The organism is Streptomyces sp. NPDC006012 (genome assembly GCF_042871185.1).
In the GTDB taxonomy this organism is placed as follows: Bacteria; Actinomycetota; Actinomycetes; order Streptomycetales; family Streptomycetaceae; genus Streptomyces.
Window position 1 is genome coordinate 130,927 of sequence record NZ_JBIAIE010000018.1, and the last position, 16,261, is coordinate 147,187.

The 16,261-nt window shown below is 66.1% G+C and carries 18 protein-coding genes, 1 tRNA gene and 3 pseudogenes; 7 read left to right on the forward strand and 15 right to left on the reverse strand.

Annotated features, from left to right (window positions below):
* Positions 1–417 precede the first annotated feature (417 nt).
* Positions 418–493: transfer RNA gene (locus tag ACFYPJ_RS26935), tRNA-Arg, on the forward strand.
* A gap of 78 nt (positions 494–571) precedes the next feature.
* Here the strand turns inward: ACFYPJ_RS26935 and ACFYPJ_RS26940 are convergent.
* The 11 genes and pseudogenes from ACFYPJ_RS26940 to ACFYPJ_RS26990 form a co-directional block, all read right to left on the reverse strand.
* A pseudogene (locus ACFYPJ_RS26940) lies at positions 572–1,727 on the reverse strand (tyrosine-type recombinase/integrase).
* Positions 1,727–1,909 carry a helix-turn-helix domain-containing protein gene (locus tag ACFYPJ_RS26945; RefSeq protein ID WP_389022204.1) on the reverse strand — a complete coding sequence of 61 codons (183 nt, stop codon included), beginning with the start codon at positions 1,907–1,909 and terminating at the stop codon, positions 1,727–1,729. The pseudogene ACFYPJ_RS26940 and the gene ACFYPJ_RS26945 overlap by 1 nt, the downstream one beginning before the upstream one ends.
* Positions 1,902–3,216: pseudogene (locus tag ACFYPJ_RS26950) on the reverse strand (replication initiator). The gene ACFYPJ_RS26945 and the pseudogene ACFYPJ_RS26950 overlap by 8 nt, the downstream one beginning before the upstream one ends.
* A 138-nt stretch (positions 3,217–3,354) precedes the next feature.
* Entirely contained in the window at positions 3,355–3,600 is a 246-nt protein-coding gene (locus ACFYPJ_RS26955) for a SpdD protein (protein WP_389022207.1), read from the reverse strand.
* Positions 3,601–3,625: 25 nt separating this feature from the next.
* Positions 3,626–3,820, reverse strand: coding sequence for a hypothetical protein (locus ACFYPJ_RS26960; protein WP_389022210.1), 195 nt, complete (start codon positions 3,818–3,820; stop codon positions 3,626–3,628).
* Between the two features lie 16 nt (positions 3,821–3,836).
* Positions 3,837–4,028, reverse strand: coding sequence for a mobile element transfer protein (locus tag ACFYPJ_RS26965; protein ID WP_389022213.1), 192 nt, complete (start codon positions 4,026–4,028; stop codon positions 3,837–3,839).
* Between the two features lie 2 nt (positions 4,029–4,030).
* On the reverse strand, positions 4,031–4,216 hold the full coding sequence (locus ACFYPJ_RS26970; RefSeq protein ID WP_389022215.1) for a hypothetical protein: 186 nt from the start codon (positions 4,214–4,216) through the stop codon (positions 4,031–4,033).
* Positions 4,217–4,227: 11 nt separating this feature from the next.
* A complete protein-coding gene (locus ACFYPJ_RS26975; RefSeq protein ID WP_389022218.1) occupies positions 4,228–4,854 on the reverse strand; it encodes a DUF2637 domain-containing protein in 627 nt (208 codons plus the stop codon).
* An 85-nt stretch (positions 4,855–4,939) separates the two neighbouring features.
* On the reverse strand, positions 4,940–6,316 hold the full coding sequence (locus tag ACFYPJ_RS26980) for an FtsK/SpoIIIE domain-containing protein (protein ID WP_389022221.1): 1,377 nt from the start codon (positions 6,314–6,316) through the stop codon (positions 4,940–4,942).
* The gene (locus tag ACFYPJ_RS26985) at positions 6,316–6,672 is read right to left on the reverse strand and encodes a hypothetical protein (protein WP_389022224.1); all 357 of its coding nucleotides are present in this window, start codon (positions 6,670–6,672) and stop codon (positions 6,316–6,318) included. The genes ACFYPJ_RS26980 and ACFYPJ_RS26985 overlap by 1 nt, the downstream gene beginning before the upstream one ends.
* A gap of 169 nt (positions 6,673–6,841) precedes the next feature.
* Positions 6,842–7,630, reverse strand: coding sequence for a GntR family transcriptional regulator (locus tag ACFYPJ_RS26990; RefSeq protein WP_389022225.1), 789 nt, complete (start codon positions 7,628–7,630; stop codon positions 6,842–6,844).
* Positions 7,631–7,740: 110 nt separating this feature from the next.
* On the opposite strand from ACFYPJ_RS26990, the gene ACFYPJ_RS26995 reads away from it, so the two are divergent.
* From ACFYPJ_RS26995 to ACFYPJ_RS27015, 5 genes are all read left to right on the forward strand, one after another.
* Positions 7,741–8,148, forward strand: coding sequence for an NUDIX hydrolase (locus tag ACFYPJ_RS26995; protein ID WP_389022333.1), 408 nt, complete (start codon positions 7,741–7,743; stop codon positions 8,146–8,148).
* 46 nt (positions 8,149–8,194) lie between these two features.
* Positions 8,195–8,629, forward strand: a complete 435-nt coding sequence (locus ACFYPJ_RS27000; RefSeq protein ID WP_389022228.1) for an ATP-binding protein — start codon at positions 8,195–8,197, stop codon at positions 8,627–8,629.
* 20 nt (positions 8,630–8,649) lie between these two features.
* A complete protein-coding gene (locus ACFYPJ_RS27005) occupies positions 8,650–8,973 on the forward strand; it encodes a hypothetical protein (protein WP_389022230.1) in 324 nt (107 codons plus the stop codon).
* An 8-nt stretch (positions 8,974–8,981) separates the two neighbouring features.
* Positions 8,982–9,347 (forward strand): hypothetical protein, encoded by a 366-nt coding sequence (locus ACFYPJ_RS27010; RefSeq protein ID WP_389022336.1) that lies wholly within the window; start codon positions 8,982–8,984, stop codon positions 9,345–9,347.
* A 167-nt stretch (positions 9,348–9,514) separates the two neighbouring features.
* Positions 9,515–10,141: a DUF4145 domain-containing protein gene (locus tag ACFYPJ_RS27015; RefSeq protein ID WP_389022232.1), complete on the forward strand. Its 627-nt coding sequence runs from the start codon at positions 9,515–9,517 to the stop codon at positions 10,139–10,141.
* Positions 10,142–10,226: 85 nt separating this feature from the next.
* Here the strand turns inward: ACFYPJ_RS27015 and ACFYPJ_RS27020 are convergent, their stop codons facing one another.
* The 4 genes and pseudogenes from ACFYPJ_RS27020 to ACFYPJ_RS27035 form a co-directional block, all read right to left on the reverse strand.
* Positions 10,227–12,377, reverse strand: a complete 2,151-nt coding sequence (locus tag ACFYPJ_RS27020) for a hypothetical protein (RefSeq protein ID WP_389022235.1) — start codon at positions 12,375–12,377, stop codon at positions 10,227–10,229.
* A gap of 554 nt (positions 12,378–12,931) precedes the next feature.
* Positions 12,932–13,246, reverse strand: coding sequence for a hypothetical protein (locus ACFYPJ_RS27025; protein ID WP_389022238.1), 315 nt, complete (start codon positions 13,244–13,246; stop codon positions 12,932–12,934).
* Between the two features lie 692 nt (positions 13,247–13,938).
* Positions 13,939–14,081: pseudogene (locus tag ACFYPJ_RS27030) on the reverse strand (sugar dehydrogenase); the annotation flags it as partial.
* A gap of 376 nt (positions 14,082–14,457) precedes the next feature.
* The gene (locus ACFYPJ_RS27035) at positions 14,458–14,775 is read right to left on the reverse strand and encodes a hypothetical protein (RefSeq protein WP_389022240.1); all 318 of its coding nucleotides are present in this window, start codon (positions 14,773–14,775) and stop codon (positions 14,458–14,460) included.
* A 377-nt stretch (positions 14,776–15,152) separates the two neighbouring features.
* Between ACFYPJ_RS27035 and ACFYPJ_RS27040 the strand changes: the two genes are divergently transcribed.
* On the forward strand, positions 15,153–16,127 hold the full coding sequence (locus tag ACFYPJ_RS27040; protein WP_389022243.1) for an STAS domain-containing protein: 975 nt from the start codon (positions 15,153–15,155) through the stop codon (positions 16,125–16,127).
* The last annotated feature ends 134 nt before the right edge of the window (positions 16,128–16,261 follow it).

Here is a 16,261-nt window from a genome sequence, read left to right on the forward strand (position 1 = left end):
GCGTCGCCGAGAGGAACACCACCCTCGGGCCCCATGGCTGACATCGTCACGCGCGGACCGGCGGATTCGGCCGCCGCCCGGCAACGAGCGGTTCGACGCCGAGTTCGCCGAGGCGGCCCAGGGCACCGGCATCGAGCTGCGCGCTCCCGCAAGCGCACGACCGCCGTCAAGTGGCTCAGTGCAACCCGCCACCAACTTGCCGCCGCCGCACCCCGCCCGCCCACCTGCACCTACCTGCCCGACCAGCCCAGCCGGCTTCACCGCCCAAGAGTCACCTGCCACCACCAGGCCACCCGCTACACTGACGGCGATGGCGTAGCCCTCGCAGGCCGCGCTACCGCAGACCTGTCGGGATGCAAGCGAATGAGGTTCGTCCAGCTTCGGGCGAATTCCAGACACAATTTCCGACAGATCCCCGCCTTCGTAGCTCAGGGGATAGAGCACCGCTCTCCTAAAGCGGGTGTCGCAGGTTCGAATCCTGCCGGGGGCACCAGCCAAAAGGCCCCGGACCGATCTTGGTCCGGGGCCTTTGACATCCAGTTTTGACATCAACGCGGGTGATCACGGGCGATCACTGACGACCGGGGCGCCTCTTCCTGAGCAGCCGGTCCATGTGGCTCATGGCCTCACGCTGGGTGTCCTGGACGACGTGCGTGTACACGTCCATGGTGATGCTGATCTGGGAGTGACCCAGGATCTCCATCACGACGCGGGGCGCGACTCCGGCCGCCGTTGAGGAGCGTGGCCGTGCCGTGGCGAGCGTCGTGCAGGCGGATGACACGGAGGCCGGCGGACTGGGCGATGCGAGTGAAGGAGCGGTACAGGTTGCGCGGCTCGACCGGGCGGCCGGTGCGGGTGGTGAAGACGTAAGCGGACTCCTGCCACTTCTCCCCCGCCTTCGCGCGGGCAGCCGCCTGCCGCATGCGGTGCCAGCGGAGGGGCGCAATGCAGAGGGCGGGGAGCGGAACGGCGCGGCGACGGCGGCTCTTGGGGTCGTCGTCGTACAAGACGCCACGGCGGCGCTGCACCTGCTGACGGACGTAGAGCACGCGGTTTTCGAGGTCGAGGTCCGACCACCGCAGACCGATGATCTCTCCTCTGCGGAGGCCCATCGCGATGGCGAGCACGAAGGCCGCGTAGAGCGGATCTTTGCGAGCGGCGGTAAGGAAGTCGAGGGTTTCGTCCAGCGTCCACGGGCTCAGCTCCCGTGCCTTGATCTGGGGCGGCTCGACGAGCTTCGCGACGTTGCGCGTGATCAGTTCCTCGCGGCAGGCGGAGGACAGCGCCGACCGCAGTACTCGGTGCGACTCCTTGGCCGTCGCTGCGGTCGTCTCCTTCTCCAAGCGGACGAGGAAGCGGCGCACGTCGGCGACGCCGAGGGATTCGAGCCGTTTGACGCCGAGGAGCAGCACCAGGTAGAGCCGGACGTGCGCCTCGTACTTGTCGAACGTGCTGAGCTTGCGCCGCGGCTTGATCACGTTGTCGAGCCAGTACGGCAGCCACTCGGAGAGCTTGGCCGACTTGGTGGGTACGGGCACGCCCTGGTCGACCTTGTCGAGGAGTTCGCGGCGCTTGGCGTCGCATTCGGCCCAGGTCTTGCCGTAGGCGAACTTGCGGGCGCGGGTGCCGTCCGGCTGGAGGACGTAGACCGCGCACTGGAAGCGGCCGTCTTTGCGCTTGGTGATGGTCCCCGCCCCGTTGGGGTTCCGCTTGCGTTGCTGGGCCATCAGGCAGCCGCCTCCAGTTCGTTGGTGATGTAGTCGTGGACGGCCCGCGCCGGGATACGACGGCACCGGCCGATGGTGATCGAGGGCAGACGGCGCGAGCGGATCAGGTCGTAGACCGTGGAGCGGCCGAGCTTCAGCCGGGTCATCACATCGGCCACCGTCAACAGCTCGTCGTCATGCACGGGTCGGCTCTCCTTCCGTTCCGGGGGCAGGTTCGAGGGACGCGGCAAGCCAGGCCTCGGCGTCGGAGAGGCCGGTTCCGGCGAAGACCCAGTGGGCGAGGACGAGGGTCGTGTCCGGGTCGGCCTCGGGTGCGGGCGTGGCTTGGGCGCGGCGCCAGTCGGCGCGGGCGTCGCGGAGGGCGCCGAGGGTGGTGGAGTAGCGGCGGGACTTGGTGGAGAAGTGGCCGCGGAAACCGAGCATGTGCGCCCAGGCGCGGAGGCGTAGATCTTCCAGGTCCTTGCGGGCGCCGAGGGTCCATGCGGTTCGGACCAGTTGGCGGGCGTGGTCGCTGATATCGAGCTGGGCCAGTTCGGCGAGGAACTTGAGCGGGCGGTCGAGGGCGCCTGTCGCGGTTTCCGCGCCCTTGGTGGCGTACTTGGCGATGTACGCGGCCACCGCTCGTTCGGTCAGCTCCTGGCCGTCGTTGAAGTCGGCGGATCGGATGGTGCGGACGTCGAGTTGGCGGCCGAAGGTGAAGGTGTGGGTGCGGCCGTCGACGGCGGGGCCGTCCACGTGGACCTTGGTTGCTGCGGCGTGGATGGCGTCGGTGAGGAGTTCAGCCGTAGCCCAGACCGGGGGCGTAGTGCCTCCCCCGCCGGGGCCGTCCAGGCGGATGACCGCATGGAAGTGGACAGCGCCCCTCTTCTGGTACTCGGCCACCTTGGCGAAGGACACGCGCGCGTGGTCGCGGAAACGGCGTTGAGAGAGGCCCGCGCGCTTGGCGACCTCTCGGCGGAGGTACGTCGAGAAACGCCGCCACAGGGCCCCGGCGTGCGCGTTCCAGAGCACAGCCGCTTCGGTAGTCGTACGTGTCAGGGTCCAGCGGAGTGCCAAGGGCGGCGTCCTCCTGGTCGTGCGGAACGCCGCAGCGGCAGGGGCGGACAGTCCCGGCCGGGCCGGTCGGGCGGTTGTGCACCGGGCCGAAACTGGGCGCGGTGAAGGTGGCGAAGACGCGTGGGTGTGCGGCGACGTGTTCCGGGATGCCCTTGCCGCCACGCAGGCCGGAGGTGATCAGGTGGAAGGTGTCGCGACGGTAGACCTCGGCACAGGCCGGGCAACGGGTCGTACGGCGGTTGTTGCAGCGGACGAGGAGCTGTCCGGCCGGGAGAGCCGACGAGTCGAGGTGCTGGAGGGTGCGGCCGATCTCGCCGGTCCGGGTGTCGACGTCGTATTCGGTGCGGTGGCCGTCGAGGCGGATCGGGTGGGTGCAGCCGCCGAGGCCGGAGAGCTGCTGGAGGAGACCCGGGAGCGTGCCCTGTGAGGCCAGGTTCGCAATGTCCGGCAGTGGGGCCGGGGTGGTGCGGGTGAAGATGGCGTTCTCCTTCTGACTGGCTCGGTCGAGAGGGATGGGCCCGGGGCAGTGGATGCTTGGCGGTATCGAGCCGCCCCGGGCCTCAGGCGCCGTTCAGCGCCGGTGGTGCTCGCGGAGCAGGGAGCGCAGGACCACCGCGGCTACCGCCACGGAGATGGCCGTGACGGCGACGGCGGCCAGGAGCGCGGTGAGGACCACGCCACCCGTGATCACGGCCGCAACGGCGCCGGTGCTGACGGAAACCGACGGGAGCGCACGGCGTACGGGCGTCGGATCGGCCGGGGTGTGGGTGTGCATGGGCGGCGGCACGGGGCTGTCTGGGTACTTGGGCAGGAACACGGCGAACCTTCTCTCATCTACTCGTCTAGTTATGTGTGCCGTTTATGACGGTCACGCCGGAACGCGTGCCGGACTCGATGGCCGGGGCCAGGAAGGTGCGCGAGAGCCAGAAGCCGAAGAGGGCGATCAGGACGACGACCCAGACGCGGACGCCGAGGAACTTGACCGCTCCCCAGGCGAAGAGGCCGAGGACGAAGACGAGCGGCAGGCTGACGGTCACAGTGGGGCAGGTCCTTTCAGCGGACGGGGCAACGGTGGGTGCGGGCGGCGAGTTCGGCGGCGGCGCGGCTGTCGTAGTCGGCGGAGAAGCCGCAGCGCGGGGCGGTGCAGGCGGCGGTGTGCTTCTCGCGTCCTCGGTTGTCGTAGGCGGTGCCGACCTGGACGGGGCCGATGCGGGTGACGTGGCGGAAGCGGCGGTTGGCAGTCATGGTCAGTACTCCTGTCGCAGGCTGGAGCCAGGGAAGTCGTGCAGGATACGGGCGGCTTCGGCGGGGTCCGAGGCGCGGTCGGCAGCTTCTTCGGCCAGCAGTCGCGCCAGCGCCGGGCGGCCGGTGGCAGCCATCTGACGGGCGGCGTCGAGGTAGTCGGCGGCCGTGTCGAAGTTGAAGTGCGGCATGTTCCCCTTCTTCAGGCGAGTTGGGCGGCGATGGCTTCGGCCAGAGGCTCAGGTACGCCGAGCCGGGCGCGGAGGGTCGGGGTGTCGATGGGGGTTCCGGTACGGGCCTGGTGTTGGTTGGCGACCTTGCGGGCGTGCTCGACGAGGGCGGCCGGGACGGGGACGGCGGGACGCTCGGGTGGTGTCTCTATGGCCGCGGGGTGTGGCGGAGGCTCGGGCGAAGGTTCAGGCGCCTCCTCCTGGTCCTCAACTTCCTCGGAACCGGCGATGGCCGTCGGCGCGGAGTGGGCGAGGAGGGTTCCGCCGAGGAAGGCGACCGCGGGCCAGCCCGCGACGAGGATTCGTAGCCATGCCGGCGCCTGGTGCATGTCGAGCAGTCCGGCCGTGGCGACGTTCGCGCCGAGAGAGGCAGTGAGCGCGATGACGAACCATGACCACCCGGCCGCTTTCGCGTCACCGGACCGCAGCCGACGCCAGGCGGCGACCAGCAGCAGGTCAACGCTGATCGGGTAGGCCCACGCTTTCCATCCGTCCTGCCCGGCCGCCGAGGCGATGTCGTGCAGATGGGCGAAGGACAGCGCTGCGGCAATGACCGCCTGGACGAGCACCGCGTCCACACGGGCCAGTTGGGCGCGCACGATGCGACTCCTTCCGGGTTCAGGCATGGGAGGGGTAGGGACGTGGCGTGAGACGGTCACGCCGACCGAGGTGAGGGAGCGATGGTCAGTCGGTTACCGGTCGCGGCTTGACGACCGGGGCCGGTGTCTCGACCGGCCGTTCGGGCACGTCGGGCCGGAAGGGCTTGAGCGCGGGTAGGTCGGGCACCAGGTGCGCCGATGCGCGGCAGATCTCGGCGGCGTCGCCGAGGGACAGGTACGGCGTGCGGATGCGGGACCAGCCGCCGGAGGTGTCACCGGCGACGGCGAGGCCGGGCCGTTCGGGGGCGATGGCGCAGGCGGCGTAGACGGCTTCGGGTGCGATGTCGCCGAGCGCCATCTTGGCGGATGCTTCGTCGTTGACGCGGTGGCAGACCCGGCCGGTGAGCTGGGCCCGGAGCATGGTTGCGCCCTTGCCCAGTTCGGCGCCGAAGCGCTGCCCGCAGACCTCCAGGTAGATGCCGGCGGCGCGGCCGAGCTGGGCGAGGCGGATGAGCTGGGTGACCATCTCGTCCCGCCGTTCCTCGTCCTTGCGCGTGGCGACGAGGAAGAGTTCGGCCACCTCGTCGACGAACAGCACGACGGGAACCGGGCGTTCGTTCTCGGGCAGGCCCCAGATATCGGAGGTGATCTCTTCTTCCGGGGTGTCCGGGGCGATGCCCTGCCGGGCCTTGATCAGGTCGTATCGGTCCTCCATTTCCCTCACGAGCACGGGCAGCAGGTCCGCCGCCTGATTAGGGTCGGTGGCCAGGGCAGACAGCCGGGCGGCGAACGGGGCCAGTTCCACGCCCCGCTTGCAGTCGATGCCGACCAGGGCGACCGGTTGCCGGGCAAGTTCTGCGATCAGATGGCGCAGGTACATGGACTTGCCGGAGAGCGTGGCGCCGAGGGTCAGTTGGTGAGGGACGGTCCGGTAGTCGCGTAGGAAGGGGGTGGCGTCTTCCCGCAGTGCCACCGGCACCTTGAGAAACCCGGCCTCGACCTTGCGTGGCATCCGGACCTTGCGCAGGACGTCGAAGCCGACGAGCCGCAGTTCGACCACGCCCGGCTTGATGGTCGTGACGTAGACGGCGTGCACTCCCCAGGCGTGCCGCAGCCGCTCAGCCGAGGCGGCGACGTCTGCCGGTTCCTGTCCGGGAGTGAGCCGGAGACGAAGCCGCAGCCCGGGCGACGTGGGCCGGATGATCCCCCGGCGGGGCGGAACGGGACGGACCTCACGCCGGGTGGTGGCCTTGACCGCCCACGCCCGCAGCCGGGACGGCGCCACGGTCAGCCCGCATGCCTCCATGGCCGAGGTGTACGAGCCGAGCAGCCGGACCGTGGATATCGGCAAACCGATGGTGGACCAGTAGACGCCCGGGTGCTGGGCCCGGGTGTAGGCGGCCCCGCCACCGAGCGCGACGAGGGGACCACCCACCTCCAGAAGCGTTGTCAGGTCGGCCATCAGGCAGCGGCCCCCGAGGCGGCCGGGAACGCGGCCGGAGTCACGGCGGCAGCCCGGTAGGCGATGCCGTGCCGCTGCTGCCCGTTGAACACGGACTCCCACGGCCGGGCCACCAGCCCCGGCAGCGAGACCGGCGCCCCGAGGGCCAGCCCCTCCGAGATACCGCCCTCCGGGACCGTGACCTTGACCAGCGACGATTCGCCGTCCTCGATGTAGACGACGCCGATCGTCATCAGGGCCTCACCGCTGTTCGCATCCTTGGCGATCTCGCCGGTCTGACGGTCGCGGACCTTCGGCTCGGGAGCCTCGGTGAGCAGGATCGTCGCGGCGGAGGTCTCAACACGGATGGTACGCAAAGCACTTTCCCATCTACTCGTCTATACAAGAGTCGTCCTGCGAACCCGATCTCCCGGGTTCGCGTGGACCACCTTGCCACACGGGTTGCCCACTCGTCTATACGAGTATGCATGTCGGCGTGTACGAGTTCGGAAAGACGTCCCCGCGCACCACCGCAAACCAGGACGATCAGGTCGCCGGAAGCTGGTACGACAGCACGTACGCGTCCGCCGCCATCACCGTGTCGCAGACCTCCACAGCCCGCCCCTCGGCATCGAAGGCGGTCCGGATCAGATGGATCACGGGCACGCCGGAAGCCAGCCGAAGCGTCTTGACCTCAGCGGGCGAGGGCATCCGGGCCCGGATCTCCTCCTCGAAGTGGTCGAGCCGGTGCCCCAGCTCCTCAAGCCGGCCGTAGATACCGCCGGGACCGGGGTTGGGCTCAGCGATCGGCGTGCCCCGTGCAATATCGAGCGGCAGATACGACGTGGCGAACTCCACCGGCCGCCCGTCCAGCAGATACCGCCGCCGACGGGCCAGCACCCGCCGCACGGAACCGAGCCGGGCGGAGACGTCCTGACTCGCCTTCTCCTCCTTGACCTCCAGGCTGTCGACCTGCGGGTGACTGCCGGCCGCGTCTGCCTCCACAATGAACGCGGACTTCCCCTGCTCCCGGTGCCGCCGGGCGAACCGGTCCGAGGCAAGCCGCCGCACCGGGGGACGTGGCCGCACGAACACGCCCTTGCCGTGCTCGGCGTGCACCAAGCCCTCACCCTGGAGGATGGAAAAGGAGTTGCGGACCGTCATCCGGGAAACCCCGTAGTGCTCGACAAGATCAGCCTCGGAAGGCAGCTTCTCGCCCTCCCTGAACCGCCCGCGGTCGATGGCCTCGCGCAACTGGTCGGCGATCTGCCGGAAAACCGCACGATCGCTCGTGGGGTCGAGAGCGCCGAGGAGGCCGGAGGAAAGAGGGCTCACAGTGTGTACTCCTTTAGGTATCTAGACGAGTGGGCGAGTGTTGTTGCTACGGTGGAAAGACTAGCCATCCGAGAGGGCCGAGGAACGTGAGTACAGAACGCCCGCACTCCGTGAGCGTCGCCGGGGTCGTCGTCGACGGCCAGGGCCGGGCCCTCCTGATCCAGCGCCGCGACAACGGCCACTGGGAACCCCCGGGCGGTGTCCTCGAACGCGAGGAGACCATCCCCGAAGCCCTCCAGCGCGAAGTCCTCGAAGAGACCGGCATCAAGATCACGCTTCCGGCGACCCTGACCGGCGTCTACAAGAACATGACGGGCCTGATCGTCTCCCTGGTCTTCCGCTGCCAGGCCGCCGACGGCGTGCCCACCACCGGTGACGAGACCCGCGCCCTGCGCTGGGCCACCCGCGAAGAGGTCACCGAGCTTGCCGACGAGGCATACGCGATCCGCGTCATCGACGCACTCGACGCAACGACTCCGCCGGCCATCCGCGCCCACGACGGCGTGAAACTCGTCTAACCCGAACCCGCTGCACATGGCGGCCTACCAGCACGAAGGAACTTGTATGCACGAGTATACGAGTACGACTCGGGTCTGGGGGCTCACTTGCCCAGGATTCCCGGAAGAGGTCAGCCGGGCCCGCCGCTGGACCCGGGACATCCTGCGCGGATCACCCTTAGCCGAAGACGCCGAACTGATCGTGAGCGAACTGAGCGCAAACGCGATCCTCCACACGGCCAGCGGTCTGGAATCCGGCCGCTTCCACCTCGCCCTTGCCGTCTCCCCACAGGTGATCGCCCTCTCCGTCACCGACGACGGAGGCACCGCAACGGCCCCAAAAGTCGAGGACCAGGCCGAAGACGCCGACGCCGAGCACGGCCGGGGACTGGGCCTGGTCAGCGCCATCGCCCACCGGGTCGTGGTCCGCAACAGCCACGGCGGCTACACGGTCACCGCGGAACTCTTCACGCAACCCAGCATGGGAGAAGGCACGTGCTGACATCGACCACAGCTGAAGAGTTGGCCGCAGACGGACAGCGCTCCCCATACCAGTGCTGGGCCGCCGCCTACCCTCTGCACGAGGTCCGTCCCATCACGCTGGGAGAGCACGACGCCGCAAGCCCCCCCCGCCTGGCACTGCGCTGGCTGCTGAAACGCACGAGGCGCATCACGGACCAGCTCGACATGGCGTACGCACAGCCAGGCCGCCACTGGCTCACCGACGAGACGGAGCACGAACGAGCCCTTGCGCATCTCGCCTTGGGAACGGCCTACCAACTCACCCTGCACGACGAGAACACGCGCTACGTGCTCGTGGCCTACCCCCGAGGAGCGGCATCGTGAGGGGAACCATGCGCGGCTACTGGTGCGAGTGCTGGACCGAAGGCCTCACGGAGGGAAGGCCGCCGGCACTCCGGGCATCCTTCGACGCCTACTCGGCATCCCAGGCGGACAGATGGGTCGCGGTCACGCTCCGCACGATTTCACCGGCGCTCGATCCCGACGCATCCGAAGAAGCCTGGGAATGGCTGTACAACGGCCGCATCGAGACAAGGAGAGCCCTCCTGCGTGCCAAGCCCTGCACCGTGTCAGTCACCCAGGCCAGCACCCGCATCACCTGGACGATCCGACCCGTGCGCTTCGTACCTCTCGCACACCGCCAGGGCGCTGAACTCCCAGCGTGCGCGTACGACTTCAAGCCCCAGCCAACCGACTGAGTTACAACTTTCTCTACTGGTTCAAGGCGGCTCGCTCCGCTCCCCGCGCGCGGCCCGGCCCCCGGCCGGGCCTGCGCTCCTGTCTCCGCCCCGCTCCAGCCCGGCCGGCTCCACAGCCCTTTGCAGGAAAACGCACCACGAACTGCCCATCCCGATAGTATCAGCTCATGGCTTGGAATGATAAACACTCCTTTCGCGATTGCCCCTGGTGCGGATTACGTAATACGCGCCTTACCGTAGCCCACACCGAGCAGGAGTTTTCAACTAGAACAGGTGCCGCCCGTTATTGGGCAACTCTTGGGTGCCCGAGTTGTGGGGGTGCCACCCTGCTCGAACACAGCAATCCGCACGATGAAAGCGATACAGTCTTCCTGTCCGTGCCGACAGGATTGGAGGAATCGGTAGGGATTAAACACCTACCTAAGGATGTCGAGCAATACCTCATGGGCGCAATTCGCGTTCTTAGCATCGGGGAACCCGATGCCGCAGCCGTGCAACTCAGGAGGACACTCGAAGCTGCAGCAGCGCATTTTCAGATTAGCGAAAAAGCTCTCGTGAAAAGTATCGAGAAACTGATCTCTGATGGACACGTAACCAAGAGCTTCGCGCCCGCCCTGCACCACATTCGTGTAATCGGTAACCTTGGTGCTCACGCAAACGATGAACGCGTCGGCCAAGAGGCTGCCGAGAGAGTCCTCCGGTTCACGATACAGCTCCTAAGGAACCTGTTTGAGGTGCCCGGTGAGCTGCAGATGCTGACCCACCAAAAAGTCCAAAACCAGAAGGGGAATTAGGCGACGATTGAATCGTTGCGCGTCCGCTTAACTGAGGTGGAAGGGGACCCACTTCCACCTCAGTACTCTCTCAACAGAAAATACTTCAGGATTTCCGCTTGGCGAAGCGGAGGATATCTTTAGAGATCCTTCCCATAGCTTCCGCATTCTCCAGGTCGCGGAGCTGCGACCGCGAAACCCCAAGCTTTGCGAAGCTTGCCAAGTCGAGCAAATACATACTCCTGGCCAGTTTCACGCAGCCGATTTCTTGGAGATAATCCAGGACTGTCCTGGCCCTCTTATTTGAACCAACAACCAGATTATCCATCATCGGCTGATAGACAGCAGCCTCTCCGTCTTTCGCATCCTTAAACCGGAGAACAATCCGGCGAAATTCCAAGTAAAGCGCACCTTGTTCCCGGGCGTCGGCAGCTAAACCGCCTAGATCGAGCCGTCGCTGGTACTTAGACCACGGAAAAGACAGGTGATCGTCGCACAACAGGATCACATCGGAAGATTCTCCCTGAATCTTGACATGCTCGCTAATCAGCGATCGAACGTTCAAAACTACAGGGGTTTCTCCCCTGTCGACGTACGCTTGCAGCTCACGGGCTGCAACCATTAGGTCTGCACAGGAAATATAGACACTCGATCCGAACTTGAATGACGGCCGATCTCCTCCCAAAATCACTTCAGGGACATCCCAAATGTTGGCATAACTCAGCTCGCGCGGAAATGCGATACTTACTGTCCCCTCGTGCGTGAGGAACTGCAATGGAGCCGCGCTAGCACTACCTCCCCGCACGATGGAGAAGTAAGCAGCCAACCTGTTTCCTGCTCTACCGATGGATGTCAGCAGTCTATCGCCAACCTCACAGGCAGATTTAAAGGACTCATAGAGTGCCCCTAGATCCTCCGAATGGCACGCAGACTTTTCGCTCGAAGTTGACTTACCTAGACTGTGCGAAAAAAACCCGTACATCGGGGAATGCTTCCAGTCTGAAGATAGGATATTTGATCGGATTCTCTTGGCTGCCTCCAGCGAAGTGGAGGGACTCAGTTGCGCTCGCGCAGTCACGTAGTCTCTGAAGATTACGTTGAACCATCCCTCTCCCCTCAAAAATGGATGATTAGACAACTGCGTATCAGCGGCAGTTTCATAACTTTCACGCAGGTTCACAGGCAGGCTGGCGGGTAGATTCAAATCGAGTTGCATGCCTTCGACGTAGTCCAGCAATCGAGCGCACTGCTCCTCTGGGGTATAGAGAACAGACAGGAGCGCTGAACTTCCGTGCCTCTGAAACTCTTCAACCTCTTGAAACTGGGCGACGAATTTTGATTGCTCTCGCGCAAGCAGCTGATCAATTACGCTTGCGACGAGGTCCCAATGCACGAACCCCTCGCGGCTGGTCGAACCGATTGCCGAGTTTCCGAGGTTAGCGAAGTTGTCCACAGCAAGGTATTCAGCAGCAACGTCCAAAACAGGGGCGTATCCAAGGAAATCACGCACATCGGGTTCTTCCCAAAAGCCTTCCCGCTTTGGCGTGATAGCCGACGCGAGAACTGTGAATAGACTGTCCCTCTCTTTGCCGTATGGGCGTGAATGCTTGAGATGTAGCGGCTCCTTCTCTTGATTTTGATAAACATCCGTGACCTTCCTTTCGAGGTACCGCTCAGACTGCTCCTTGCCGAAAGGACGGATTTCAAAATGGCAGTATGGCAATTTCCGCTCATCAAAAATTTCCTGGATGACACGTGAGCTTTCAGCTCTAGAAAGGACCACGAGGGACGGCCGACCGCCGACAATCTGCGATGCTGCACCAGCAAGCCCGCGCACGAATGCCCGAAAATTCGCCTGCCCAGATCGCACCTCCGCTTCATCCAACGCGTCTACGATGAGAGTAGCCTTGCTTTCCAGTAAAGCCTCTTGGTACCGGGCATTCTTCCTGATACCAAAAGATCTGGCTGGCATGCCGTCCACAGTCCCATCTCCAACTTGGAGACGGGACAGGTCGAGGATGGGGCATTTGAGTTTATTGCTCATATATTCCGCTGCTGTGCTTTTCCCGACGGCAGCAGGGGCCGTGATCAACATGAGAACTGGAGTCAGTGGAGCAGGGTTTTGCTTTTCTCGAACTTCAGGAACCTCATAATCTAAATTCGGCTCTATGCCTTCCCTCATCCCATAGTCATTGCTTTCCAAGCCGTACCAGCTGGGCGACGTTGGCAGCAATTCGCAGAGATCGTCGAGAAGCATGCTTTCTCCGAAACGTTAGTCGGCGGCCTTGCTCCTATGGGTAGCACGCTAGATCGTCGACTGCATGGGAGATCCGGTTTATTACCTTCACCCCTTTAATCTGATTTGACAGATACTAGGGGAAATCGTATGGGGCATGAGGTGCTCGTGGGGCTAACCGACCGTGGCCGATGCAGTTCCGGCTAGACGATGGCTGGCTCAAACAGAGGATTCGGATGCCGGGCGCGCTTACGAGCTCAGGCACTTGCGCCAGCTTTGGCAACGCGTTGCCTACGATCCCGCGCCAAATCGAACCTGCCGTAGGCGGTTGCGCCGGACTCCATGGTGTAAACCTACGCCGACAGCGCGACGGTCGTGGTCGGTCGACGCACCCACCGTCGTGGCTGGCTGTCGTCGGCTGAGGTTCGTGCCACTGTCGTGCCAGATGCAGGGGTCAGCCACGGTCAACGGGGGTGTCTCGCGGTCGAGTTCTCGGCGGCCTGACCAGGTATCGAAGCTCCAGGTCAGCGTCCTTACTCCCCCCGCTTCTCTCCTAAGGTGGTTGTCCAGCGCGCTCAGCGATTCCATATCCGCTGGAACTCCCCGGCCGGGATGGGTTCCAGCGGATCCGCCTCAGGATCGATCGCTTGGTCTGTCAGGCCGCCGTGCTCGTCCTCCAGGTGCTCCCAGCTGTACCGGTGGAGCTGGCCGGCCGAGGTCAGCTCGGCCTGCTTGATGACGATCAACTCGCCGCGGTCGGGTACGGCCTCGATGTACCAGAGGCCGCCTTCTTCGTCAGCGTGGCGGAAGTGATGCCGCAGGGTGGCGCTCTCGTCGAGTGCTCGGTAGTACGCCATGATCTCTGCCGCGATGCGCTCCAGGTCAACCACGGGACCATCGTGCCAGCGAGCGTGCGCAGTTAGGCCGCCCTGACATCCATAAGTGACATCAACGGCGCCGGACGCCAGCACTCTTAGGCAGTCCGACATGGCCAGTGTGACCGAGTGGTTCCCTGGTGGTACCGAGGAGTGATCGAACTCCTAAAGCGGGTGTCGCAGGTTCGAATCCTGCCGGGGGCACAGAGAAACACCAGTTCAGAGCCTGTGTGGACACGAGAAGGGCCCTCCGCGGAGATCGCGGAGGGCCCTTCTCATGGGTGCTGGGAACCTTCTGGGAACGCGCCGTCAGGCAGCTCGCTCATCGGGAACATCGGGACGCCTCGGGCTCGTCGCCGGAGACGTCGGGAGCCTCCTGATCGTCGCTGGGAAGGTCTATGTCAGGCTCGGCCTCTTCCAAACTCCCGGTACGTGGGACGACTGCGAGGACAGCATCCGCTCGGCCTACATCGGCAGCGCCGCATCGCCCTGCCCACCGAGTGCGTCTACTCGCTCAAGAGTCACTGGGAACGCCAGCAAGACGAACGTCGGGACGGGCTGGAGGGGCAGCGGGTTCGTCTTCACCACCCCGAACGGCGGCCCTCTCGACCCCGCCAGCCTCACCCGTCACTTCGGCCGACTCCTCAGCCGGGCAAAGCCCCCGCCGCATTCACTTCCACGACCTCCGACACTCGACCGTGGCCCTGCTCCTCGAACGCGACGCCCAGCAGGCCACGTTCGCCGTCGGTGGTGCTTTCGCCGGATACGTCGAGGACCGGCTCGCCGAGCCCATGGGCGTCCAAAGCCCTTACAGCGCCGCCAGTTCGGCTATCCACAGACCGTGCCGCGGGGCCCTTCGCCGTTCCAGGCGCCGTGCCCACACGCGTGCCGCTACGTCCGCTCAGCACCCCCTCCGGAGGAGTCCGAAGCCGCTCCCCCAGTACCCCCGATCATGGCCCCGAGCCGGTCGGCGATGACCCGGTCACGGTCGCTGGCCATGTGCTGATGACGGTACGACGCTGTCGCCAAGTTGGTCGCCGGAAGGGTGGCGCCTGCCGAAGTGCATCGTTTCTGCGATGCGCAACCTCCCCCCGCTGCTCCCGGAGCCGGGCGGAAGGCGGGTGAACGAAAGGGTGGGGTCGCACGGTGGTCATGAGGACTCTTGGAGAGGCAGGGGCGGGGGCCCGCCGCGGTCGGAGGTCGGCGGGCGACGGGCCGCGCGGCGGTCACACGCATTGTGCCGTCTCGCCCGGATGCGTCCGGTCGACCTGCGGCCTGCTGGCCTCCAGCCAGGAGCGGAGCGGGCCGGCGCCCCGCTCGGGGTCGAGCGTGAGGTGCAGACGCGTCCCTCTCCCCGACGAGAACGCCGGGTAACTGCGTTGCTCGCCCGCGGCGAACAGCAGCCGGAGAGCGTCCGCGACGTGCCGGGCCGCTTCGGCGTCCATGGAGACGATGCGGACCTCGACCCTGCCCTCGATGGGAGGGGCATCTGGAGCGTCCACGGTCAGCGATGAGTACAGTGAGTGCAGGGATTCGGTGGTCATCGGGGAACCTGTCCCGGGCCGGAAACAGCCCGTATGGTCACGCGGCTCCAACCGTGCCGCGCGCCGAGGACGAGACCAGCCATGCCACCGGTGTACGAAGTACCCTCGACTCTCTTCACCCTACTCCTGGCACCCTCGCCCGCGGCCGCTCCGGCTGCGGGCGACGTACGGTTGAGGTACCGAGGGCATCACGCGCTCCGGCCGCCACGCCGGGGTCGTCCTCGGTGAGAGACGGACCCCGGGCCGTCCCAGTGGTCGGCGCGAAGACGGGTCGGCATCATGTCCGCCGTGGTCGAAGCAACTCCGCGGGGGCTCACCCTGGCTGGGGCCACGCTGAGTACCCGCGCTGGTCCACGCCCTGGCCGAGGGGAAGCGTGATGGCCTTTTCCCGGCTGGACATCCGTCGGCGAAACCGCGGGGAGCGGACGCTCGTCACACTTGCCGGTGACATCGGACCGGCCACGACGCCACTGCTGCGGGCCGCACTGGAGCAGTGTCTGCTGGACGGTGTCACTGTGATCGACATCGACCTGACCACGGTCGGTGCCTGCGACGCCAGGGGCTTGGACGTCCTCCTGTCGGCGTCTCGGCGGGCCGGCCGGGTTCATGCCTCCCTGCGGCTGCACCACCCGTGCGCGCAGATCACCCAGCTCCTCGCTGTCACCGGATCTGCTTCGCTGCTCCTTGCGGCTCCGGTGAGCCCCGTGCCGCCCGCCGTACCCGGCGACCTCATGAGTACCGTGACGGGGATGCCCGAGGACCCCGTTCGTCGGGCGGACCAGCCGGTCCTCAAGGAGGCGATCCGCCTTCGCCGGCTGACCCGCTGGCAGGTCGAAGGCATGCGCGAGGACATCGCGGACCTGGCTGCGGCGTCCGTCACGGGCACCCCCTGCGACGCTTACCACGACCGTGGAGACTTCCTGCGCCGCTTGGCGGTCATGGCCCACCGCCCCGGCTTCGCGCTGCTGGTCGCCGAGACTACGGTGCTGGTCGGTTGCGCCTTCGGTTTTCCGGTGGGCCCTGACGGCCCCGGCCGGCGGGGGTTCGACGGAACGCTCCAGGAGACCATCCAGCGGTTCACCTCCCGCGCGCGGTTCGTTGTCCTCACCCTGGTCGTGGCCCATCCGCACGCTCAGCACCGCGATATCGCCCACCGCTTGCAACAGCGTCTGCTCACAGAACTGCACTCCTCCCTCGGGGTCACCCTGCTGCACCCTGCTGACCTGGCAGGACAAGCCGCCTTCTCGTCCTGGGGCTGGCAGAACCTGGGTGAGGTCGTCGGGCTGCCCGGCCCCGTCGCCCCCTGCGTGTTGAGCCTGCCCGCCGAGGGGCTGTCCCCGGTACGCCGATGATGTGACGGAGGGGCGATGAGCCGGCGTTCGTGCCGGCCGCGGCGGTCACACCACCCGTCGTCGGCCGTACGGGTATATCTCCGCGCGACCGCTGCGCGCCGCGCCGTCCGCCACGGCCGGAGTAGCCTGGCACG